Annotated in this window: 19 protein-coding genes; 11 read left to right on the top strand and 8 right to left on the bottom strand. The window is 54.8% G+C overall.

What is annotated here, in order from left to right; translation table 11 throughout:
- The first annotated feature begins 51 nt into the window (after positions 1–51).
- Positions 52–1,416: a metalloprotease PmbA gene (gene pmbA / locus IXC47_RS03930; RefSeq protein ID WP_195874757.1), complete on the top strand. Its 1,365-nt coding sequence runs from the start codon at positions 52–54 to the stop codon at positions 1,414–1,416.
- A gap of 179 nt (positions 1,417–1,595) precedes the next feature.
- On the top strand, positions 1,596–2,675 hold the full coding sequence (locus IXC47_RS03925) for a TRAP transporter substrate-binding protein (RefSeq protein ID WP_012078992.1): 1,080 nt from the start codon (positions 1,596–1,598) through the stop codon (positions 2,673–2,675).
- 229 nt (positions 2,676–2,904) lie between these two features.
- On the opposite strand, the gene IXC47_RS03920 is transcribed toward IXC47_RS03925, so the two are convergent.
- The 3 genes from IXC47_RS03920 to argH form a co-directional block, all read right to left on the bottom strand.
- Positions 2,905–4,596: a TRAP transporter large permease gene (locus IXC47_RS03920; protein ID WP_175625432.1), complete on the bottom strand. Its 1,692-nt coding sequence runs from the start codon at positions 4,594–4,596 to the stop codon at positions 2,905–2,907.
- Positions 4,597–4,611: 15 nt separating this feature from the next.
- The gene (locus IXC47_RS03915) at positions 4,612–5,196 is read right to left on the bottom strand and encodes a TRAP transporter small permease subunit (protein ID WP_195874756.1); all 585 of its coding nucleotides are present in this window, start codon (positions 5,194–5,196) and stop codon (positions 4,612–4,614) included.
- A 341-nt stretch (positions 5,197–5,537) separates the two neighbouring features.
- On the bottom strand, positions 5,538–6,932 hold the full coding sequence (argH, locus tag IXC47_RS03910) for an argininosuccinate lyase (protein WP_175625434.1): 1,395 nt from the start codon (positions 6,930–6,932) through the stop codon (positions 5,538–5,540).
- A gap of 124 nt (positions 6,933–7,056) precedes the next feature.
- On the opposite strand from argH, the gene IXC47_RS03905 reads away from it, so the two are divergent.
- The gene (locus IXC47_RS03905) at positions 7,057–8,058 is read left to right on the top strand and encodes a sensor histidine kinase (protein WP_326838362.1); all 1,002 of its coding nucleotides are present in this window, start codon (positions 7,057–7,059) and stop codon (positions 8,056–8,058) included.
- A complete protein-coding gene (locus IXC47_RS03900) occupies positions 8,055–8,834 on the top strand; it encodes a LytR/AlgR family response regulator transcription factor (protein ID WP_195874755.1) in 780 nt (259 codons plus the stop codon). The genes IXC47_RS03905 and IXC47_RS03900 overlap by 4 nt, the downstream gene beginning before the upstream one ends.
- 66 nt (positions 8,835–8,900) lie before the next feature.
- Here IXC47_RS03900 and ppc read toward each other — a convergent pair whose 3' ends face one another.
- On the bottom strand, positions 8,901–11,756 hold the full coding sequence (gene ppc, locus IXC47_RS03895) for a phosphoenolpyruvate carboxylase (protein WP_195874754.1): 2,856 nt from the start codon (positions 11,754–11,756) through the stop codon (positions 8,901–8,903).
- 216 nt (positions 11,757–11,972) lie between these two features.
- On the opposite strand from ppc, the gene hemC reads away from it, so the two are divergent.
- The 5 genes from hemC to ppa all read left to right on the top strand — a co-directional run bounded on the left by hemC (position 11,973) and on the right by ppa (position 16,818).
- On the top strand, positions 11,973–12,926 hold the full coding sequence (gene hemC / locus IXC47_RS03890) for a hydroxymethylbilane synthase (protein WP_195874753.1): 954 nt from the start codon (positions 11,973–11,975) through the stop codon (positions 12,924–12,926).
- Positions 12,919–13,689, top strand: coding sequence for a uroporphyrinogen-III synthase (locus tag IXC47_RS03885; RefSeq protein WP_195874752.1), 771 nt, complete (start codon positions 12,919–12,921; stop codon positions 13,687–13,689). The genes hemC and IXC47_RS03885 overlap by 8 nt, the downstream gene beginning before the upstream one ends.
- Positions 13,686–14,858, top strand: a complete 1,173-nt coding sequence (locus IXC47_RS03880; protein WP_370458608.1) for a uroporphyrinogen-III C-methyltransferase — start codon at positions 13,686–13,688, stop codon at positions 14,856–14,858. Before IXC47_RS03885 ends, IXC47_RS03880 begins: the two co-directional genes overlap by 4 nt.
- Before the next feature lie 65 nt (positions 14,859–14,923).
- On the top strand, positions 14,924–16,120 hold the full coding sequence (locus IXC47_RS03875; protein WP_175625441.1) for a heme biosynthesis protein HemY: 1,197 nt from the start codon (positions 14,924–14,926) through the stop codon (positions 16,118–16,120).
- A gap of 158 nt (positions 16,121–16,278) precedes the next feature.
- On the top strand, positions 16,279–16,818 hold the full coding sequence (gene ppa / locus IXC47_RS03870) for an inorganic diphosphatase (protein WP_175625442.1): 540 nt from the start codon (positions 16,279–16,281) through the stop codon (positions 16,816–16,818).
- Positions 16,819–16,843: 25 nt separating this feature from the next.
- Here ppa and IXC47_RS03865 read toward each other — a convergent pair whose 3' ends face one another.
- From IXC47_RS03865 to IXC47_RS03850, 4 genes are all read right to left on the bottom strand, one after another.
- Positions 16,844–17,092: a hypothetical protein gene (locus IXC47_RS03865; RefSeq protein WP_195874751.1), complete on the bottom strand. Its 249-nt coding sequence runs from the start codon at positions 17,090–17,092 to the stop codon at positions 16,844–16,846.
- A 100-nt stretch (positions 17,093–17,192) separates the two neighbouring features.
- On the bottom strand, positions 17,193–18,071 hold the full coding sequence (locus tag IXC47_RS03860) for an EamA family transporter (RefSeq protein ID WP_195874750.1): 879 nt from the start codon (positions 18,069–18,071) through the stop codon (positions 17,193–17,195).
- A 94-nt stretch (positions 18,072–18,165) separates the two neighbouring features.
- Positions 18,166–19,194: a serine/threonine protein kinase gene (locus tag IXC47_RS03855; protein ID WP_195874749.1), complete on the bottom strand. Its 1,029-nt coding sequence runs from the start codon at positions 19,192–19,194 to the stop codon at positions 18,166–18,168.
- An 87-nt stretch (positions 19,195–19,281) separates the two neighbouring features.
- On the bottom strand, positions 19,282–20,439 hold the full coding sequence (locus tag IXC47_RS03850) for a GNAT family N-acetyltransferase (RefSeq protein ID WP_195874748.1): 1,158 nt from the start codon (positions 20,437–20,439) through the stop codon (positions 19,282–19,284).
- A 90-nt stretch (positions 20,440–20,529) separates the two neighbouring features.
- Here IXC47_RS03850 and IXC47_RS03845 point away from each other — a divergent pair, with 90 nt between their 5' ends.
- The gene (locus tag IXC47_RS03845; protein WP_195874747.1) at positions 20,530–22,143 is read left to right on the top strand and encodes an NAD+ synthase; all 1,614 of its coding nucleotides are present in this window, start codon (positions 20,530–20,532) and stop codon (positions 22,141–22,143) included.
- An 85-nt stretch (positions 22,144–22,228) separates the two neighbouring features.
- Positions 22,229–22,567: a P-II family nitrogen regulator gene (locus IXC47_RS03840; protein ID WP_124573628.1), complete on the top strand. Its 339-nt coding sequence runs from the start codon at positions 22,229–22,231 to the stop codon at positions 22,565–22,567.
- Positions 22,568–22,636: the final 69 nt, after the last annotated feature.

Here is a 22,636-nt window from a genome sequence, read left to right as displayed (position 1 = left end):
GACTGCTATGATAACTGTTTTATAGGTATTTCCGAAGAAAACGACCCCCTCATGAGCGAATCAGTGTTTATACATAGTCAAGATCAGTTAAAGCAATTGGCGCAGGATGTACTGCGTTATGCGAAGGAAAAAGGCGCTTCTGATGCGGCCGTAGAGATCAATGAGGGCAGCGGTCTGTCGGTTTCGGTGCGCAAGGGCGGCGTCGAGACGATAGAACAGAATAAAGACAAAGGCATGGGCGTCACCATTTACCTCGGTGAAGATGGCCATATACGACGCGGCAATGCCAGCACTTCCGACTTTTCCCAGCAGGCGCTGAAGGATACGGTCGAGGCAGCATACAACATCGCCCGCTTTACCGCAGAAGATGATTGCGCCGGTTTGCCGGACGCCGACATGCTGGAGCGTAATCCGCGCGATTTGCAGCTGTGCTATCCATGGCTGATTTCCAGTGAGGAAGCGGTCGAGCTGGCCAAGCGTGGCGAAGCAGCCGCGTTTGCAGTCGACAAACGCATTACGAATAGCGAAGGTGCCAGCGTCTATGCGCAGCAATCGCATTTTGTCTCGGCCAACTCGCGCGGCTTCATTGGTGGCTATCCGTATTCGCGTCATACGATTTCTGTCGCACCTATCGCCGGCAAGGGCAGCAATATGCAGCGCGACGACTGGTATTCGTCGATGCGTGATCCGAACAAGCTGGCCAAGCCGGAAGCGGTGGGTCAGTACGCGGCGCAACGTGCACTGGCACGCCTGAACGCACGCAAGCTGGATACACGCAAATGCCCGGTCCTGTTTGAAGCGCCGCTGGCAGCAGGCTTGCTGGGTGCCTTTGTGCAGGCAGTCTCCGGCGGTGCCTTGTACCGCAAGTCAACCTTCCTGCTGGATTCCCTCGGCAAAGCTGCGTTTGCGCCGCATGTACAGATCGTCGAAGATCCGCATGTGATAGGTGGCGTTGGCTCGTCGCCATTTGATGAAGAGGGTGTGAAGACTCACCGTCGTGATGTCGTCAAGGACGGTATCGTGCAGGGCTATTTCCTCTCGACTTATTCGGCGCGCAAACTCGGCATGCAAACCACAGGTAATGCCGGTGGCTCGCATAACCTGTCCATGACTTCTACCTTGACCAAAGCGACCGATGATTTCAAGGCGATGCTGAAGAAGCTCGATACCGGTTTGCTGGTCACTGAACTGATGGGCCAGGGTGTCAATTATGTGACCGGTGATTACTCGCGTGGCGCGTCCGGTTTCTGGGTCGAGAAAGGTGTCGTCCAGTATCCGGTAGAAGAGATCACGATTGCTGGAAATATGAAGGATATCTTCATGCAGGTGGTTGCGATTGGTGCTGATACTTTGGTGCGCGGAACCAAACAAACGGGTTCGGTGTTGATAGAAAATATGGTGGTTGCAGGTGGTTAATACTGCGTTTTCAGTGTATGGTTATACCAGTTGTTTATCGCGTAAAGCATGAAGATTATTACTACTTCGGGCAACTTACGTCACCCTTACAACTGATAATTTGTATGAGATTTAACGGCTGATTTTATCGGCAAGAAAATTTCAAATAGCTGTTGTCGTTAACCACTCCAGGAGACAAAATGGAACGTCGTTCATTCCTTAAGAAAGCAGCAGTCGGCGCTACCGCAGGTGCGGTTGCCGTGCCTTCTTTCGCACAAACCAACCCGACGATTAACTGGCGTCTGGCTTCCAGCTTCCCTAAATCACTAGACACGATTTATGGCGCAGCGGATGTATTTACCAAACGTGTTTCGCAACTGACCGATGGTAAATTCAACATTCGTCCATTCGCAGGCGGCGAGATTGTTCCGGCTTTGCAAGTGATGGATGCAGTTCAGGCTGGTACCGTTGAAATCGGTCACTCGGCTTCGTACTACTACTTCGGTAAAGATCCTACATTCGCATTCGACGCTGTTGTTCCATTTGGCCTGACCTCGCGTCAGCAAACCGCTTGGTTCGACCAGGGCGGCGGTCGTCAACTGACCCGCGAATTCTTCAAAGACTACGGCATCGTCAACTTCCTGGGCGGTAACACCGGTACCCAGATGGGTGGCTGGTTCCGTAAGGAAATCAAGGAAGTTAAAGACCTGCAAGGCCTGAAAATGCGTATCGGCGGTTTCGCTGGTCGCGTGATGCAACGCCTCGGCCTGGTGCCACAACAGATCGCTGGTGGTGATATCTACCCAGCGCTGGAAAAAGGCACCATCGATGCAGCAGAATGGATCGGTCCATACGACGATGAAAAACTCGGCTTCAACAAAGTCGCGCCGTTCTACTACACACCAGGCTGGTGGGAACCTAGCCTGCAACTCTCGTTCTACATCGGTATCAAGGAATGGGAAAAACTGCCTAAGGCATACCAGGCTGCAGTAGAAGCTGCTTCCTACGAAGCGCACGTCGTCATGCAAGCGGAATACGATGCACGTAATCCAGCTGCACTGGCACGTTTGCTCAAGAACGGCGTCAAGCTGCGTCAATTCTCCAAACCGATCATGGAAGCTTGCTACAAGGCTGCCGTTGAAACGATGGATGAAGAAGCAGCGAAAAATGCCAAGTTCAAGAAGATCTACGAACCATGGAAACGCTTCCGCCAAGATCAGAACCAATGGTTCTCGGTCGCTGAAGTGCCTATCCAGAACTTCATGATCGGCCGTAAGTAATCCTTACAGCTTCATCAAAACCCGCAGCCTGTGCTGCGGGTTTTTTTATGTCCGAGAACTTCGTGGCGTAGCAGGTTATCCATGCTTAAAGGGGCGGGGCGGGACTGTGCCACTGGCGTTGCTGCAATCAGATCTTGCTGCACAAGCGACGGAAGCGGCTTGTTTGCAGATGTTGCGGGCAAAAAAAATCCCGCACTGTAGGTGCGGGATTTTTGTCGAGAGGCCAGTCTTACTTCTTGGCTGGCTCTTCCGTTGAGAAGTTCAGTTGCGGTGCTTCATCGTCGGTGCTGGCAGGTTTGTCGCTGCTGTTCTCCGTAGCATCGTCATTGCCGTAGTCCACGCTGTTATCACCCATATCGATCTTCAACTCGATTTTTTCATGCATATCGGTTTTGGAATCGACCGAGATCAGTTTCGGGAAGGCGATGATCAGCGTCACCATGATGACCTGGATCAGCACGAATGGTACCGAGCCCCAGTAAATATCCGAGGTCTTGACCTCTTTGGGCGCGACCGACCTTAAATAGAACAGGGCGAAGCCGAAAGGTGGATGCATGAACGAAGTCTGCATGTTCACGCTCAGCAGTACGCCGAACCAGATCAGGTCGATGCCCATTTTTTCTGCGACCGGGCCGACCAGTGGTACCAGGATGAAGGCCAGTTCGAAGAAGTCGAGGAAGAAGGCCAGACCGAAGAACAGGATGTTGACCACGATCAGGAAGCCGGCAGTACCACCTGGCAAGGAGGTCAGCAGATGTTCCACCCACAGGTCGCCATTGACGCCGCGGAAGATCAGGCCGAACACGCTGGAGCCGATCAGGATGAACATGACAAAGCAGGACAGGCGTGAGGTTGAATTCATCGCTTGCTTGAGCAAGTCCCACGACAGGCGGCGATTCATGATAGCCAGCACCATCGCACCAAAGGCGCCCATACCGCCGCCTTCAGTAGGTGTGGCGATACCGACGAAAATGGTACCCAGCACCAGGAAGATCAAGGCGAGTGGCGGAACCAGTACGAAGACCACCTGTTCAGCGATTTTCGACAGCATGCCCAGTTTCATCTTGCGATTGATGTAGGCAATCAGGAAGGCAGTGGCAATGCTCAATGTCGCGGCGTAAATGAGGCCCTCATCGGCATGCAACTTTGGGTTGGAGGCTAACAGGATTTTTTCGAGTACGAAGCAGGCTGCCACAGTTCCGACGATCAGGATCAGCAGGGAGATAACACCACTGGAGCCATCAGGTTGGCGCAGGTTGCGTGCTTCCGCTGGCAAGGCAGGTACCCATTTTGGTCGCAGGATAGAGATGATCAGGATGTAACCGGCATACATGGCTGTCAGCATCAGGCCAGGGAAAAAAGCTGCCTGGTACATATCGCCTACGGAACGACCCAATTGGTCGGCCATCACGATCAGCACCAGCGACGGCGGAATGATTTGCGCCAAGGTGCCTGACGCAGCAATTACACCAGTAGCAATTTTCTTGTCATAGCCATAGCGCAACATCACCGGCAGCGAAATCAGGCCCATCGAAATCACGGACGCTGCAACCACGCCGGTCGTTGCCGCCAGCAGCGCGCCAACGAAAATAACCGCGTACGCCACACCGCCACGCAAAGGACCAAACAACTGGCCGATGGTATCGAGCAAGTCTTCTGCCATCCCTGATCGTTCGAGGATCAGACCCATGAAGGTAAAGAATGGAATCGCCAGCAAGGTATCGTTCGCCATGATGCCGAAGATACGGTTAGGCAAGGCTTGCAGCAGTTCTGGTTTGAGCAGGCCCAGTTCGATGCCGAGCAAGCCAAAGAACAGGCCGTTGGCGGCGAGCGCAAAAGCAACCGGGAAACCTGATAGCAGGAATACCACGAGTGCGCCGAACATGATCGGCGCCATATTCGCAATGAGAAATTCAGTCATGTTTATTCCTGGCGATCAGTTAAGTTTATTTGCAGCTTTGATCGCCGCAATTTCTTCTTCGGGGGTGGCAACCTGTTTTTCAAAGGCGCTGGCAGGGACCAGACCTTTCAGGTAGCCGATCCGTTTGATGATTTCTGATGTGCCTTGGAGTGCCAGGAATACGAAGCCGACAGGGATCAGCAATTTCGCAGGCCAGACGATCAGACCGCCGGCATTGCTCGAGACTTCCTGGCTTTCGATCGAAATCCATGCATACGGTACCGAGTAGTACAGGATCAGCAAGGTTGCGGGCATCAGGAACAGCAGGAAGCCGAGCAAATCGATCCAGACTTGGGTACGTTTGGAGAAACGGCCAACGACAACGTCGATGCGCACATGTTCATTGCGACGCAGCGTGTACGAAGTGGCCAACAAAAAGATCGCACCAAATAAATACCACTGAATTTCAAGCCAGCCGTTAGAGCTGATATTGAATATGTAGCGCATGACGGCATTGCCGGTACAGATGAGGACAGCGAGCAATAGGGCCCAGCTGATACCCTGGCCTATTTTTTCATTGAGGGCATCAATGAATCGCGATAGCGATAGCAAAAAAGACATTATTTTTGTCTCCAGATTGATTTTGAATGAAGCACGTGCGCATGCCCCTGTTTATTAACGCCTGCGAAGATGCTTTTTATTGCCATGTGAGTATAAGCCATATCAATTGACGCCCTTGTTAGAAAAGCGTTTTTTGATGCGTACACACATATCCCATTTTCACAAGGCAGCACGATACAGAGCCTAGCTGACACGAACATTACTAAGGTCAGGAAAAAGGCAGTTTTTCAGAGGGAACTGGAGAATTAAAACCCTTGTTTGAAGTGGGGATTTACAGCTTGCTGCAATAGTGGATGCAGAAATGAAACGGGCATGCAGAGTTGCATGCCCGGAATAGCGTTTTAGCTCAGGCGTGCACGGTGCCGTGCGATTGCCAGGCGCACTTGCTGGGGAGCGGTGCCGCCGACGTGATTACGTGCTGCGACCGAACCTTCCAGTGTCAGTACTTCAAAGATGTCGGCTTCGATCAGCGACGAGAAGACACGCATTTCTTCCAGTGTCAGGTCGCTCAGGTCGCAGCCTCGGTCTACACAGGCACGTACTGCATGTGCCACAGCTTCATGCGCATCACGGAACGGCAGGCCTTTTTTCACCAGGTAATCGGCCAGGTCGGTTGCGGTGGCATAACCTTGCAACGCGGCATCGCGCATCGCTTCAGGTTTGACGGTGATGCCGGTTGCCATGTCAGCAAAGATGCGCAGCGTATCGACCACGGTATCGACGGTGTCGAATAGCGGTTCCTTGTCTTCCTGGTTGTCCTTGTTGTAGGCCAGCGGCTGGCCTTTCATCAAGGTCAGCAGGGCGATCAGGTGACCGTTGACGCGACCGGTCTTGCCGCGTGCCAGTTCAGGGACGTCCGGGTTTTTCTTTTGCGGCATAATGGACGAGCCGGTGCAGAAGCGATCAGCGATATCGATGAAGCCGACGCGCGGGCTCATCCAGATCACCAGTTCTTCCGACATACGCGAGACGTGCGTCATGATCAGTGCCGCGGCGGCGCAGAATTCAATCGCGAAGTCGCGATCCGAAACTGCATCCAGCGAGTTGTGGCAAACGTCTTCAAAATCCAGTGTGCGCGCAACGCGTTCACGGTCGATAGGGAAGGTGGTGCCAGCCAGTGCAGCGGCGCCCAGCGGCAGGCGATTAACGCGCTTGCGGCAATCCAGCATGCGTTCGGCATCACGGCTGAACATTTCAACATAAGCCAGCATGTGGTGACCGAAGGTGATCGGTTGTGCCACTTGCATGTGGGTGAAGCCAGGCAGGATGGTATCGGCGTGTTTTTCAGCCAGGTCCAGCAGTGCCAGGCGCAGGTCGCGCAGCAAACCGACGATATTGTCGATTTCGCTACGTACATACAGACGGATGTCGGTCGCGACCTGGTCATTGCGTGAACGGCCGGTGTGCAAACGTTTACCAGCGTCACCAACCAGCTCGGTCAGGCGTTTTTCGATATTCAGGTGGACGTCTTCCAGATCCAGCAGCCATTCAAACTTGCCGGCAGCGATTTCTTCCTGGATCTGTGCCATGCCGCGCTGGATTTCAGCGTGGTCTTGCTGGCTGATGATGTTTTGGTGTGCCAGCATCTCTGCATGGGCCAGCGAACCCTGGATATCTACCTGAGCCAGACGCTTGTCGAAAAATACAGAAGCAGTGTAACGTTTGACCAGATCGGAAACCGGTTCGTTGAAGCGTGCCGACCAGGCCTCGCTCTTTTTGGAGAGTTGTGCTGTCATAATTGGGTCCTAATGAATACGCGATTATAGAACAAGCGCACCCCGCAGTCCCACTCTAGCCCTGATAAATCCTTCAACCATGCCGCCATCGCCAGATTCCGCGCCCGTCTCCCCGCTGGAAATCGTGATCCCAGACTGTTGCAATATCGGCATCATGGTCAGATCCTTGCTGGCCGTCAACGGCGTGGTGCTGGTGGTAATGCTGATCAATGCCTCATCGATACAGGCGGGTTTGCTGGCTTTTGGTGAAGCATCGATGTTGCTGGAGCTGGCCAGCCTGACTTCCTTGTTCGCCTTGTGCGGCCTGCGCCGCCTGGTGCGTTCCATCCCGCCGTGGGGCCAGCGCCTGGCCTGCGCACTGGTACCGGGCGCGATTACCGGCCTGATCATTCATTACCTGTTGAATGACGATTTGATGCTGACCAACCTGAGTCGTTTGTCGGCACCGGAAGGTTTTGTCTGTGCGGCTTTGTTCGGCATCGGCCTGCAGCATTATTTTGAATTGCGGACACGGGCTTTTTCCCCGGCACTGGCGGAAGCACGCCTGCAGGCTTTGCAGGCGCGGATACGGCCGCATTTCCTGTTCAATAGCCTGAATGCCGTGCTGTCGCTGATACGCACCGAGCCACGTCGTGCCGAAAGCACGCTGGAAGATATGGCCGATCTGTTTCGCGTCCTCATGCGCGATGCGCGCGATATCACGACGCTGGGCAATGAAGTTCGTATCGGCATGCAATACCTGTCGATAGAAAAGATACGCCTGGGCGAACGCTTGCAGGTGCAATGGGATACCGATGGTATTTCCGGCGACACGCTGCAAAGGGCGAAGACGCCTGCCTTGCTGCTGCAACCTTTGTTGGAAAATGCCGTGCATTACGGCGTCGAACCTTCACCCGAAACCGCGCTGATCAGGATTGCGATCAGCCGCGTGCGCGACCGTATAGAAATCGTGATGACGAATCCGTATCATGCTGATGTGGAGTCGACCGGCAATCATATGGCACTGGATAACATCCGTGAACGCTTGACGCTCTTATACGATATGGAGGCGCAATTGACGACGCAAGTAGTGGATGGACAATTTGAAGTGCATCTCTACCTGCCTTACCAAAAGGCAGGTGCATGACGCCGCGCATCCTGATTGTTGATGACGAAGCACCAGCGCGCGCGCGCCTGGCGACCTTGCTGGCTGATATCGCGGCCGAGTGCCCGCATGAGCTGGTGGGCGAAGCGGTGCAGGCACAGCAGGCACTGGATAGCATCGCTACGCTGGCACCGGATATCGTGCTGCTGGACGTGCAAATGCCGGGCATGACGGGCATAGAGCTGGCCGCGCATCTGGCGCAGGCGGGGCCGCCCGGACCTGCGGTGATCTTCGTCACTGCTTATGATGAATATGCATTAAAGGCTTTTGAAGTACATGCGCTCGATTATTTGCTGAAGCCGGTACGCGCATCGCGCCTGGCCGATGCGATTCGCCGTGTTAACGGTTTGCAGCAGAAGCAAAAACTGAGCGAAGTGGCGAGTACTTTGCAAAGTACTCGCAAGAATTTTTCGGTGCAGGAACGAGGTCGTTTGTTATTGGTGCCGGTGGCCCATGTGCTGTACCTGAAGGCAGAAGCCAAGTACGTGACCCTGCGCACACGTGAACGTGAGTATTTGCTGGAAGGTTCGCTCTCGGCGCTGGAGCAGGAGTTCTCGACCCAGTTCATCCGTGTACATCGCAACGCCCTGGTCGCACGTGATGCCATCATAGGCGTGGAACGTGGTGCGCAGCTGGTAGATGCCGATAGTGAAACCGATAAGGCGCAGGAGTCGTGGCAAGTCATCCTCCAGCATATCGATGACCGCCTGCCGATTTCACGGCGACAATGGGCCGGGGTCAAGGCGCTGGTGCGCTGAGTTCTAAATAACAGACGTAAAAAAGGGAAGCAAACCTGCTTCCCTTTTTTGTTGGCTATATGAGTCTTAGCCTGTGTTGCGCAGACCGGCTGCAATACCGTTGATCGACAGATGGATACCGCGACGGACACGGTCATCTACCTTGCCATCGCGCATCGCGGCACGGTGACGTTTGATCAGTTCAACCTGCAAGTGATTCAGCGGATCGAGGTAAGCAAAGCGGTTCTTGATCGAACGTGCCAGCAAGGGGTTGTTCGCCAGGCGTTCTTTCTTGCCGGTGATCAGCGTCAGGCAAGTCGAGGTACGCTCATGCTCCGCCACGATGCGTTTGAAAATGCTGTTGCGCAGTTTGCGGTCCACCACCATTTCCGAGTAACGCGATGCGACGGCCAGATCGGTCTTCGACAGTACCATGTCCATATTCGACAGCAGGGTCACGAAGAAAGGCCATTCCTTGAACATGGCGCGCAAGGTTGCCACGCGTTTGGCTTTGTTGTCGCCTTGCTCCAGCCATTGTTCTACTGCGCTGCCAAAGCCGTACCAGCCCGGCAACAGCAAGCGGCATTGACCCCATGAGAAGCCCCATGGAATTGCGCGCAAATCTTCGATACGACGAGTCGCTTTACGCGAAGCAGGGCGCGAACCGATATTGAGTTCGGCGATTTCTGCAATCGGTGTGGCCGAGAAGAAGTAGTCGGTGAAGCCCGGTGTTTCGTACACCAGGTTGCGATAGCCTTTGTAGGCCAGCTCAGACAACTCGGCCATCACGCTTTCAAACTCGGCGAGTTTCTTCGCCGATTTGCGATCTGCCGGTGGTGGCGTCAGGCTGGCTTCCAGCGTAGCGGCGACCAGCAAGGCGAGGTTGCGACGACCAATTTCCGGGTTGGAGAATTTGGATGCAATGATTTCGCCCTGTTCGGTCAGACGGATCTGGCCGTTCACGGTGCCTGGTGGCTGCGCCAGGATCGCTTCGTAGCTTGGACCGCCGCCGCGACCTACGGTGCCGCCGCGACCATGGAACAGGCGCAGTTTGACGCCGGCACGATTGAAGACATTTACCAGTTCGGTTTCTGCCTTGTACAGTTCCCAGTTCGAGGTGAGGAAACCACCATCTTTATTCGAGTCGGAGTAGCCGAGCATGACTTCCTGCAGGTGCCCCTGTTTGGCGATCAGGCGACGCACTTTAGGAATCGCCATGACTTGTTCCATGATGGTTGCGGCGAGGCGCAAATCAGGAATGGTTTCAAACAGCGGGATCACCATCAACTCAACTTCGCCTACCGATGCAGCATCGGTGTCTGGGCGCAGCAAGCCGGTTTCACGTTGCAGCAACAGGACTTCCAGCAAGTCGGATACGGTTTCCGTATGCGAGATGATGTAGTTGCGGATCGCGCGCGAGCCGTAACGTTGACGGATGTGATGCGCGGCACGCAGGATGTTGAGTTCGGAATTGGTTTCGTCCGAGTAGTCGATGTACGGCGAGTATAGCAGGCGTGGCTTGTCGAGCTCGGTCAGCAGCAATTCGACTTTCTTTTGTTCCGGCAAGTCGGCATACGAAGTTTCGACTTCGGCACGTTTGAACAACTCGCCCAGTACACGCTCGTGTACATCCGAGCTTTGACGCATATCCAGTGTCGCCAGGTGGAAGCCGAAGATTTCTGCCGCGCGCAGCAACGGCGCCAGGCGTGGCTTGATCAGCACGGTGCCATGACGCTCCTTGAGCGAGTCGACCAGCAATTGCAGGTCGGCCGAAAATTCGACGGCGCTTTCATAAGGTGCGCCTGGGCCGACTTCCTTGCGCAGGATGTTGGTTGCGCCATGTGCGCGTGCGGTGGCTGCCAGGCGTGCATAGATGCCGATCAGGGCACGACGATATTGTTCATCGGCACGGTGTTCGGACGTGTCCGGCGATTTGTCGGCCAGCGCCTGTACTTCCGGGCTGACGCCAGCAAGGAAGGTCGAGACCGGCAATTCTGCGCCCAATGCGTGCACTTCTTCCAGATAGAACTCCAGAATGGTAGTCGATTGACGTGCCAAAGCGAGTTGCATGGTGCCAGCGTTGACATTCGGATTGCCGTCGCGGTCGCCGCCGATCCAGCTACCCATCTGCACATAGGAGTGCAGGTCGCGCTTGGCATTCGCGCTGCTGGCGCGTTGCGGGAATTGTTCGGCGATTTCTTCTTCGATGTCTTCGTACAGCGCTGGCAATTCGCGCAGGAAGGTAATGCGGTAGTAGGACAGGGCGTTATTGATTTCGTCTTCCACCGACAATTTCGAATAACGCAGCAAGCGGGTTTGCCACAAGGTGGTGACCAGTGCACGCAGCAGTTCAGTATTGGCGGCGCGTTCCTTCGCGGTCATCGGCAGGTCGCGTGCTGCCAGCAGGCGGGCGATGTCGTGTTCTGCGTCGAGGATACTCTTGCGTTGTACTTCGGTCGGGTGCGCGGTCAGGACCGGCGAGATCAGTGCGTCCTTGAAGAACTTGCGCACGGTGGTGCCGTTGACGCCTGCATTCGCCAGTTTCTCCAGTGCGTAGGAAACGCTGCCTTCCTGCGCTGCCGAACCTGCCAACAGGTGTGCACGGCGACGGCGGTTGTGATGCTGGTCTTCGGCGATATTCGCCAGATGCGAGAAGTAAGAGAATGCGCGCACCACGGAAATGGTTTGTTCGCGGGTCAGCTTCTTCAGCAATTTATTCAGGTCCGTGCCAGCCTGCACATCGGCTTCACGACGGAAGCGCACAGCGGTCTGGCGGATGGTTTCGACTACTTCAAATACTGCATCACCTTCCTGGTCACGCAAGACGTCGCCCAATATTCGGCCAAGTAAGCGAATATCTTCTTTGAGTGGTGCGTCCTTGTTGGTTGCCTTATCGGCAGATGGAGAGCTCACGCGAGGCGGGGTTGTCGGTTGTTTTGCCATATTGAAAAAATGCAGTCAGCTTGTTCAGAGTGATAAGGATGGAGTAATGCGGCGTCTTCTACGAGGGTACATGCTAAAATTTCAAGGAACTCATGATGCAACAATCTGCGAGGTCATCGATACTGTGATGACTTCGAAAGCATATCGAACTTGTTGAAAACAAAGAAGAATTCAGCAAATTTGGCCGCCCCTGACAGAAAATCGAAAGAAGCCGTGTTGAAATTTCCGCCCCCGAAAAAACTAGTCATTGCCTCGCGCGAAAGTCGTCTGGCCATGTGGCAAGCCGAGCATGTCCGCGAAAAACTAGCCATATTATATCCGCAGTGTTCGATAGAGATTCTCGGGATGACAACTCGAGGTGATCAAATTCTCGATCGTACCCTTTCCAAAGTCGGCGGCAAAGGCTTGTTCGTCAAGGAATTGGAAGTAGCGATCGCTGAACAACGAGCGGATATCGCCGTGCATTCGCTGAAGGACGTGGCGATGACCCTGCCGGACGGATTTGAGCTGGCGGCTGTCCTCGAACGCGAAGACCCGCGTGACGCCTTCGTCTCCAACGAGTTTGAATCGCTGGAAGCCTTGCCTGCCGGTGCCATCGTCGGCACCAGCAGCCTGCGTCGCCAGGCGCTGATCGCCGCGCGCTATCCGCAATTGGTGATACGCCCGTTGCGCGGCAACCTGGATCGCCGCCTCGGCAAGCTCGACGCTGGCGAATATGCCGCGATCATCCTGGCTGCCGCCGGTCTCAAGCGCCTCGGCCTGGCGCAGCGTATCCGTTCCTACCTGCCGCCGGAGCAAAGCCTGCCTGCGCCTGGGCAAGGTGCGATGGCGATAGAAATCCTCTCCGAACGTGCTGACCTGAAGGAATGGCTGGCGCCGTTGAACCACACGGCAACTGCATTGGCGGTGACCGCCGAACGCACCGTATCGCGTAATTTTGGCGGGAGCTGCCAGATTCCGCTGGCGGCTTTTGCCACCATAGATGGTGCTGACATGCGTTTACGCGCCATCATCGCGACGCCGGACGGCTCGAAAATCGCCAGCGCTGACCTTAGCGCTGCGGCGAACGAACCAGAAGCGCTGGGACGTCAGATCGCGGACGCCCTGAAGCAGCAGGATGCGGCTGCGATCCTGGCTTTGTGTAAAACGGACGCGGACGGGGATGTCTGAGTTTGTAGTAATTACACGCCCCCTGGCGCAAGCCGACGTGCTGGCGCAACGTGTGACCGCATTGGGGCGCAAGGCAGTGATTTTTCCGTTGCTGGAAATCCTGCCGCTGGATGATCAGCAGCCTTTGCGTGCAGCCTTGCGTGAGCTTGATCGTTACGCACTGATTGCTTTCGTCAGCCCGAACGCTATCGATGCGGCTTTCGCGGTCCGGCCCGACTGGCCCTGGCACATTCCGCTAGCGGTAGTGGGCGAGGGCAGTCGCATGGCTTTGCTGCGCCATGGCGCGACTGAGGCCAAGGCCACCATCATCAGCCCGACCGATCTGGATCGTACCGACTCGCAGACTTTACTGGCTGAACTTGACCTGCCAGCGCTACGCGGCAAACAGGTTTTGATCATACGAGGTGAGACCGGACGCGAATTATTGGGCGATACCTTGCGCGCCGCAGGCATAGGCGTGACGCCGCTTGCAGCCTATAGACGGGTCGCGCCGGAATTGAATAGTGCAAGATGTGGCGAACTCAAGCATCTATTAAGTTGTCAGAATGACTGGATCGTAACCAGTTCGGAAGGTTTGCGTTTCCTGACGGAGATGGTTGCCCAACTTGATGAAGCAGGGAGCGTCGCAAAAATGCAACAACAAAGAATATTCGTATCTCACGTTCGCATCGCAGAAACCGCGCAGTTGCTGGGTTTCTCCAATATCACGCTAACCAGATCAGGCGACGACGGGCTGTTAGCCGCGTTACAATCTTGCTCATGACCGATATGCCAACATCTCCCGAATCTACGCCGCCAGCAACTCCTGCTGCGGCGCCATCCAACGGTGTGCCGCCGAGCCCGCCGCCTGCGTCATCAACCAAAAGTAATGCCTCCGGCAAGCAGGGCCTGATATATGCAGCCCTGGTGGCTTTGGCCGCCCTGGTCGGTGTGCAATGGTGGATGTCGCATAAAGAACTTTCCACGGTGCGTACCGAAGTAGCGCGCCGTATCCAGAGTGGCGATGCCATCAATACCGAAACCAAGGTCATTGTGAAGTCGGCACAGGAAACCATCACCGAATTGCAAGCCAAGGTGAATGTACTCGAAGGTAAGCAGGTTGAAGCCCAAAGCCAGCAACTGGCACTGGAACAGCTGTATCAGGATCTGTTCAAGAAGCGTGAAGACTGGGCCCTGGCAGAAATCGAACAAGTACTGTCGACCGCCAGTCAGCAGTTGCAACTGGCAGGTAATGTACAAGGTGCATTAATCGCCTTGCAAAATGCTGATGCGCGTTTGTCGCGTGCGGACACACCGCAATTCGTCAATGTACGGCGCGCGATCGGACACGACATCGCACGCCTGAAAGCCTTGCCTAGCCTGGACTTGACCGGTATCGCATTGCGCCTGGATAGCGTCATCAGCCAGATCGATAGCATGCCTTTGCTGGCCGATGAAAAACCGGCACAGCCAGCCAGCGAACCGAAGAATCGTCCGGTAGCAGCCAAAGCGCCAGTTAAAAATGCCAAGGCAGGTGCTGCTGCACCGGCGCCTGAACCGGCTGCGGATGACTGGTGGCCAACCGCCAAAGCCAAATGGGACAGCCTGAGCAGCGAAGTTTGGGGCGATATCCAGCAACTGATACGCGTACGCAGTGTCGATACTTCAGACGCTTTGCTGTTGTCACCGACCCAGGCCTACTACGCACGTGAAAACCTCAAGCTGCGTTTGCTCAATGCGCGTCTGGCACTGTTATCGCGCAATGAAGTCGCTTTCCGTAGCGACATGATCGCGTCGCAGGATGCCATCAGCAAATACTTCGATACACGCGCTAAACAAACACAAACTGTACAAGCGATGCTCAAGCAAGTGCAGTCGAGCAATCTGGCGATCGAGATGCCGACCCTGGCCGAAAGCCTGAATGCAGTTCGTAATTACAAAGCCAAGCCTTGATGCCGGGCGCAAGCCTGGTTTCATCGTCAGCTTTAAAACAACAATGATGGCCTACCGTTTTTAATATGCGCATATTCCTCTGGCTTCTCGTTCTGTTTGCCACTGCCATCGGACTGGCGGTGCTGGCACGCTTCAACGCCGGTAACGTGGTGTTCTTCTACCCGCCGTACCGTGTCGACCTGTCGCTGAATTTCTTTATCTTGCTGTCCGTCCTGCTGTTCTTCCTGATCTATGCGGTGCTGAAGACGGTACGTGTCGCGCAAAAAATGCCAGGCAAGGTCGCGGCTTATCGTCGTGACAAACTGGAACGCAAAGGCAATCTGGCTTTGCGTGAATCGCTGAAAGCATACTTTGAAGGTCGTTTCGGTCATGCTGAAAAAGCAGCGATGCGCGCCACCGACTCCCCGGACAATGCAGGCCTGGCTGCGCTGATCGCAGCGCGTGCTGCACACCGTATGCAGCAAACCGAGCGTCGCGACACCTGGCTGGCGACAGTAGAAGAAGATCAAAGCCTGAAGACAGCGCGTTTGATGACCGCCATCGAATTGCTGGTCGATGAACGTCAGCCGGAACTGGCGCTCGATGTAGTCAAGGAACTCAACGCCAACGGCACCCGCCACATTCACGCCTTGCGTATGGCATTGAAGGCCAACCAACGCGCGAACAATTGGCCTGAAGTCTTGCGCCTGGTGCGTACACTGGACAAAAACAACGCCTTGCATCCGGCCTTGTCGAGCCGCTTGCGCGAGCTGGCGTATCAGGATTTGCTGAAGAACCCATCCAACGACGCTGAATCCTTGCGCAACATCTGGTGGGCGATTCCTGCTGATGACCGTACCAAGGCTTACGTCGCGATGCACGGCGCGAATGCATTCAATCAGCGCGGTTTGCATGACGATGCACGTGCGATTATTGAAAAATCGATGGCGCTGGAATGGGATGAGCGTTTGCTGCGTCCGTATCGTGCTTCAGCGGCAGGCGAGGGTTCACCGGCATTGCTGGCGCAAATCGAACGTTGCGAAGAATGGACCAAAATACATCCGACCGACCCTGAACTGGCATTGACGCTGGGTACCTTGTGCCTGCGTCAAAACCTGTGGGGCAAGGCGCAACGTCATCTGGAACAAGCGTTATCAGATGCAAACGGCGCGCGCATGTTGCAGGAAGTACATTTGAAACTGGCGCAATTGCATGAAGCGCTGGGTCATGAAGAAGAAGCTGCGTCGCACTACCGCCAATGCGCGGTGGCGACCATACTGTAAATTTGCTGCAGTGGCAGGTGCACCAGGTGGCACCTGCCGGTATCTCCACCAGGCAACATTTCTGCTGATTTCATCCGTAATACCACCGCAAGAAAAATACTGAAAGCCGCTATAATTCAGGGTTTGCAGCACTGTTCCCCACTTTTGAGAAAACAAATATGAGTCTGAATCACGTCCCAGCCGGCAAAGATCTGCCGAACGACTTCAACGTCATTATCGAAATCCCAATGAACGCCGATCCGGTCAAGTATGAAGTTGACAAGGAGTCGGGCGCGATGTTCGTCGACCGTTTCATGAGCACCGCGATGCACTATCCGTGCAACTACGGTTACATCCCGCAAACCTTGTCGGACGACGGTGACCCGGTTGACGTATTGGTGATCACACCATTCCCGCTGTACCCAGGCGTAGTCGTACGCTGCCGCGCAATCGGCATGCTGAAAATGACGGACGAAGCTGGTGGCGATGCGAAATTGCTGGCAGTACCTATCGACAAAATCCTGCCTATCTACAGCCACTGGCAAAAACCAGAAGACATCAACGACCTGCGTTTGCAACAAATCCAGCACTTCTTTGAACACTACAAAGATCTGGAAAAAGGCAAATGGGTGAAGGTTGATGGCTGGGTTGGCCCAGACGAAGCCAAAGCCGAAATCATGTCGGGTGTTGAGAGCTACAAGAAAAGCGCTGGCAAGTAATTACAGGTGATTCAAAAAAAGCACGCTATATGCGTGCTTTTTTATTGCTTGTCTGGTTGCGTATTTTTGATGCTGATGGTGTTTGCTCTTCGTGGAGAGTGGGGTTGCCGGGGGTGGCCCGGCGGCCACTCACTTTCTTTGCTTCGCCAAAGAAAGTAAGCAAAGAAAGGCGACCACGGCGCCGCTGCCCCTGCGGGGTCCCCGTTTGTGCGGAACAAAAAATGGGAAGTGGGCGAAACTCGCTACGCTCAGACACACCCACTTCTTTTTCCATTTTCTGCCCCGCACAAACGGCATCGTCACAGTGGAATTACGAGCACAGCCTTTATTAGTCGCTGGAGTCATGCTGAGTAAACTGAACTGGCAGTTTTACCTCAAATAATCCCGCGTCGCTCCAGCCATTTCTGTCCAAACTGGTTAAACGCCAATCCTCCCAATACCAGGCCGCAAGCAGCAAATTTCCACCATTGCAAAGACTCATTCAGTATCAGCGCTGCACACGCCATCCCGATGATAGGAACCAGCAGAGTAAACGGTGCAACCGTAGCGGCAGGGTATTTACGCATCAACACTGCCCATGCGCCAAAGGCAAACATGGTATTCGGATAGGCCTGATAGAGAACCGTGGCAAAGGCGCGCCAGTTCATGTTGTGCGCAGCTGTCACCCAGCCTTGCGTACCTTCCATCAGCAACGACGCAATCAGCAATGGCGGCAGTGAAATGAGCGAGCCCCAGATCATTAAGGCCAAGGGATTTACCTTGCCGATTTTCTTGGTGACGATGTTGCCGCTGGCCCAGCACATGCTGGCGATGATGACCAGCATGAAGCCTATCAGGGTCGCCTTGCTTTCCAGTTTATAGGCCACCAGCGCCATGCCGCAGAAGGAGATGAGGGCGCCAACCAGTTGCGTGATGCGTGGACGTTCACCGACGAACAGGATGGCCAGTGCGATGGTGAAGAATACTTGCAACTGCATGACGAGTGAAGCCAGGCCGGATGTCAGCCCGAGCTGCATGCCAGTGAACAGGAAGGTGAATTGCAGTGCGAACTGAAACAGGCCGAAGGCGCACAACAGGTGCCATGGAATCGCCGGTCGCTTGATGAAGAAGGCCATCGGCAAAGCAGCGAAGGCGAAGCGTAGTACGGTGAGTGCAATCGGTGACAGGTCTTGCAAACCGATTTTGATGACAACGAAGTTGAGGCCCCAGATGCTGACTATTCCAAGTGCTAGCAGGATATCGGTGGGACTCATGAGAAATACAGCTTTCTAAACACGAGATTTTAATACGATTCCGCTTTGTCGGCAGGACGCTGCCTGGAAGTGCCGGACAGCGTGTTGTCAGTCGTTAGCCCTGCCAGAAGGTATAGGCGATAACTACCAGCGCGACCAGGCCACCACATATAGGCCAGAACAGCCGTGATTGTTGCAACGGCAAGGATTCGACGTTGGTTTCTATATCTTCGAGCTTGGCTTTGCGACCGTTTTCACGGCGGGTGCGGGCGACGAAACGCTTGATGTCTAGCGCCATGTCCTGCGCATTTTGATAACGCTTGTCGGCTTTTTTACTCATCGCCTTCATGACGATTTTCGATAGTGCCAAAGGCACACTGATTTCGACCTTGTGCGGTTCTGCAGGAGCTTTGAACGCGATCTGGTGCAGCAGTTTTTCGGTATCGCTGGCCTGGAACGGTTTGCGGCCGGTCAGCATTTCATACATGACAGCGCCCAGCGAATAGATGTCGGTGCGGGCATCGACAGTCAGGCCCATCGCCTGTTCCGGCGACATGTAGTTGGGGGTGCCGAGGATGTTGTCGTGGAATAGCGTGTAGGGTTCTTCGCTCTTGTTCAACTGATCAGCGACGCGGTTCGGCGCGCGTGCGATGCCGAAGTCGACGACCTTGGGTTGCAGGTCGCGGCTGAGGAAGATGTTGGCCGGTTTGATGTCGCGATGTACGACGCCGTTCTTGTGTGCGTGATCCAGCGCATCGGCGATTTTCCAGCTAATGGATGCGACTTCGCTGGCGCTGAAGAGGTGACCACCGTCCAGCATTTTATTCAGTTCGCGGCCCTGCAGGTATTCCATCGCGATGTAGGTCGCGTCGCCTTCGCTGGACGCTTCGTAAATCGTGACGATGTTGGCATGGGCCAGGCGTCCGGCGGCGCGCGCTTCATTGATGAAGTGCTGTTCGTGCTGCTTTTTCTCTACCAGCGATAGTTTGCTGCGGAAGGTTTTGATGGCGACGTCGCGATCTATGATGGGATCGTGCGCCAGATAGACCACACCGATGGAACCGCGTCCGAGTTCATGTTTGATCGCGAAGCGACCGACACGTATTAAGCGGGTTTGGGTGCTGCCGTTGGGAAGGGAATTCATCGTGCAACTAGCATGCCCTGTGCCGTCAGCGCTGGCAAGGGCAGGCAGTGAAAAAGTTTCCGTGAATCAACGTATATTTGACAATATTTAACGTTTAAATGGGTTTCGCTCGTTCAATTCGTCGATATACGAGTCTATGCCGCCGCTTTCGCGTTTCAGGAAGTCTTCGATTGCATCTGAAAACACCGGATGCGCGAGCCAGTGCGCGGACCAGGTTTTTTGCGGCAGGAAGCCACGCGCCATTTTGTGTTCACCTTGCGCACCACCTTCAAAGCAAGCCTTGCCGGTGGCGATGCAGAACTCCAGCGGCTGGTAATAAGCCGTTTCAAAGTGCAGGCAATCGATATGCTGCAGCGCGCCCCAGTAACGGCCGTAAACGGTTTGTTCGTCGTGAATCAGCAGCGATGAGGCGATAGGGACGCCATCCTTTTCTGCCACGATGAGCAGGATGTTGTGCGGCATGTCGGCACCTATACGCTGGAAGAAGTCCAGGTTCAGGTAAGGCGTCGAATGATGCATCGCATAGGTACGGTCGTAGCAGCGCTTGAAAAACCCCCAGTCGTCGGTGCTCGCTTCGTGTCCGGAAATATGGCGAAAGCTGACGCCTGCTTCCTGTACCTTGCGTCGTTCGGCGCGTATATTTTTGCGCTTCTTGCGCTCCAGGGTCTCCAGGAATTCTTCAAAATTGCGATAGCCGGCATTGAGCCAGTGGAATTGCACGCCACTACGCAGCATGAAGCCCGCTTCGTGCAATTGCTCCGCCTGCTCCGCTGGCGGATAGAGGATGTGGGTCGACGAGAATGAATTGTTTTCCTGCACATTGCTGATGGCAGCAATCAGGGCCGCCCGGGCTTCGCCGTCGCGTGCCAGCAGACGGCTACCGGTGACAGGCGTGAACGGGATGGCGGACAGCAGTTTTGGATAGTATTGCAGGCCGTTGCGCTCATAGGCATCGGCCCAGGCCCAGTCAAATACATACTCGCCATACGAGTGTCCCTTGGCATATAGGGGCAGGGCGGCGACTAGTTCCTGCTCGTGCCAGAGCGTCAGGAATTGCGGTTGCCAGCCGGATTTGACCGAAGCGGAGCCGCTTTCATGCAGGGCGTCAAGAAAAGCATAGGAAAGGAAGGGATTGGTCTCGGGCTGTAGTTGTACCAGTGCATCCCAGGCGTTTTGACCGATTTCTGACAGAGAAGAAACGATACGCGTGCGATAATTAACAGATTGATTAACAGGTTCACTCACTTTGATTCAACTTTATCCTAGCGTTTAGTTGCTTCAGTTTTCTTGATCAGCCAGTTTTTGAGTTTTACTCAGTTTTTATAAATTCACGCCATGACAGTCAAAGTAGCCATCGCGCAAATCAATAGTACCGTCGGCGATCTCGCCGGTAACCGTGCCAAGATTGCCGAATTCTCCCGCCGCGCCGCTGAGCAGGGTGCCGACATCGTATTGACACCAGAGTTGTCGCTGGTCGGTTATCCGCCGGAAGACTTATTGCTGCGCCAGTCATTCTACGCAAAAAGCTCGGAAGCGTTGCTTGCCCTTGCAAGCGACCTCGCTCCGCTGCACGGCTTGCATGTGATCGTCGGTCATCCGTTCGAACAGGACGGCCTGCGCTATAACGCTGCGTCGGTGCTGCTGAATGGCCAGATCGCTGCTACTTACTGCAAACATGATTTGCCGAATGCAACCGTGTTCGATGAAAAACGTTATTTCACTTCGGTCGATGAACCGCTGGTGTTTGAAGTGAAGGGTGTGCGTTTCGGTATCAATATCTGCGAAGACACCTGGTTCCCGCATGCGCCTGCGCGTGCTGCCGAAGCGGGTGCACAAGTATTGCTGGTACCGAATGGTTCGCCGTTTCACATGAATAAGCAGCATCTGCGTGTCGACGTGATGCATGCCAATGTGACTAAGCATGGCATGAGCCTGGTGTACGCGAATCTGGTCGGTGGCCAGGATGAATTGATTTTCGACGGCAATTCCTTTGTGCTGGATCAGGCAGGCGAGATACGTGCGCAATTGCAGCACTGCGTCGAAGATTTGCAGATTATCGAATTCCAGGGTGGACAACCGGTCGACGGCACCATCGTCGAAGAGTTGTCAGTCGAAGCGCAGGTGTATAAGGCGCTGGTGCTGGGCGTACGCGATTACATAGGCAAGAACGGCTTCCCGGGCGCGCTGATCGGTATGTCGGGTGGCGTGGATTCGGCGCTGACACTGGCGATAGCGGTAGATGCGCTGGGCGCAGACAAGGTGCGCACGATCATGATGCCGTCACCTTATACGGCCGAGATTTCCTGGGTAGATTCGCGCGACATGGTCAAGCGCGTCGGTGTGCGCTACGACGAAATCGGTATTAACGACTGTTTCGAAGCATTCAATCGCACGCTGGCCGAGGAATTCAAAGGCCTGAAGCTGGATACCACCGAAGAAAACATCCAGGCGCGCATACGCGGCACCATCCTGATGGCGCTGTCGAACAAGTATGGCTCTATCGTCCTGACGACCGGAAACAAGAGTGAAATGGCAGTCGGCTATTGCACGCTGTACGGCGATATGGCGGGCGGCTTTGCGGTGCTCAAGGATATTGCGAAAACGCTGGTGTATCGGCTGTGCACGTACCGCAACTCGGTATCGGACGTGATTCCGGAGCGTATCCTGACGCGTGCGCCGTCGGCTGAATTGCGTCCGGACCAGACTGACCAGGATTCGCTGCCGCCGTACGACATATTGGACGGCATCATGCAAATGTATATGGAAGAGAACCAGAGCGGTGCCGAGATCATCGCTGCCGGTTATCGCCAGGAAGACGTGGCGCGTATCACCCATTTGATCAAAATCAATGAGTACAAACGGCGCCAGTCGCCAGTCGGTATTCGCGTCACACATCGTGCTTTCGGACGTGACTGGCGCTATCCGATTACATCCAAATTCCGCGAATGATGGCAAAATAAACGAAAGTTTTCCGCCGGATGCATCTGCCCGGCGTAGACTTATGCAAGTGCACTAATTAACTGAGGGAGTACTGATGAAACAAGTAACCGCAATTATCAAGCCATTCAAACTGGACGAAGTGCGTGAGGCACTGGCCGAAGTGGGCGTTACCGGCTTGACCGTGACTGAAGTAAAGGGTTTTGGCCGTCAAAAAGGTCATACCGAGCTGTATCGCGGCGCGGAATACGTAGTCGACTTCCTGCCTAAGGTCAAAGTGGAAGCGGTGGTGGACGACTCCGGTGTAGAGCAAGCCGTGGACGCGATCATCAAGGCCGCACGTACCGGCAAGATCGGCGACGGCAAGATTTTCGTACAGGCGGTAGAACAGGTAATCCGTATTCGTACCGGTGAAACCGGCGCGGAAGCGGTTTAAGGCTTACTTCAACTACATGCAAGGCTGCTGACCAGCATCGCGTGGCCGTATCCTGAATACGGCCGCGGC

The organism is Herminiimonas contaminans, from assembly GCF_015645465.1.
Classification (GTDB): Bacteria; Pseudomonadota; Gammaproteobacteria; order Burkholderiales; family Burkholderiaceae_D; genus Oxalicibacterium; species Oxalicibacterium contaminans.
This window is presented reverse-complemented; position numbering and strand designations above follow the sequence as displayed.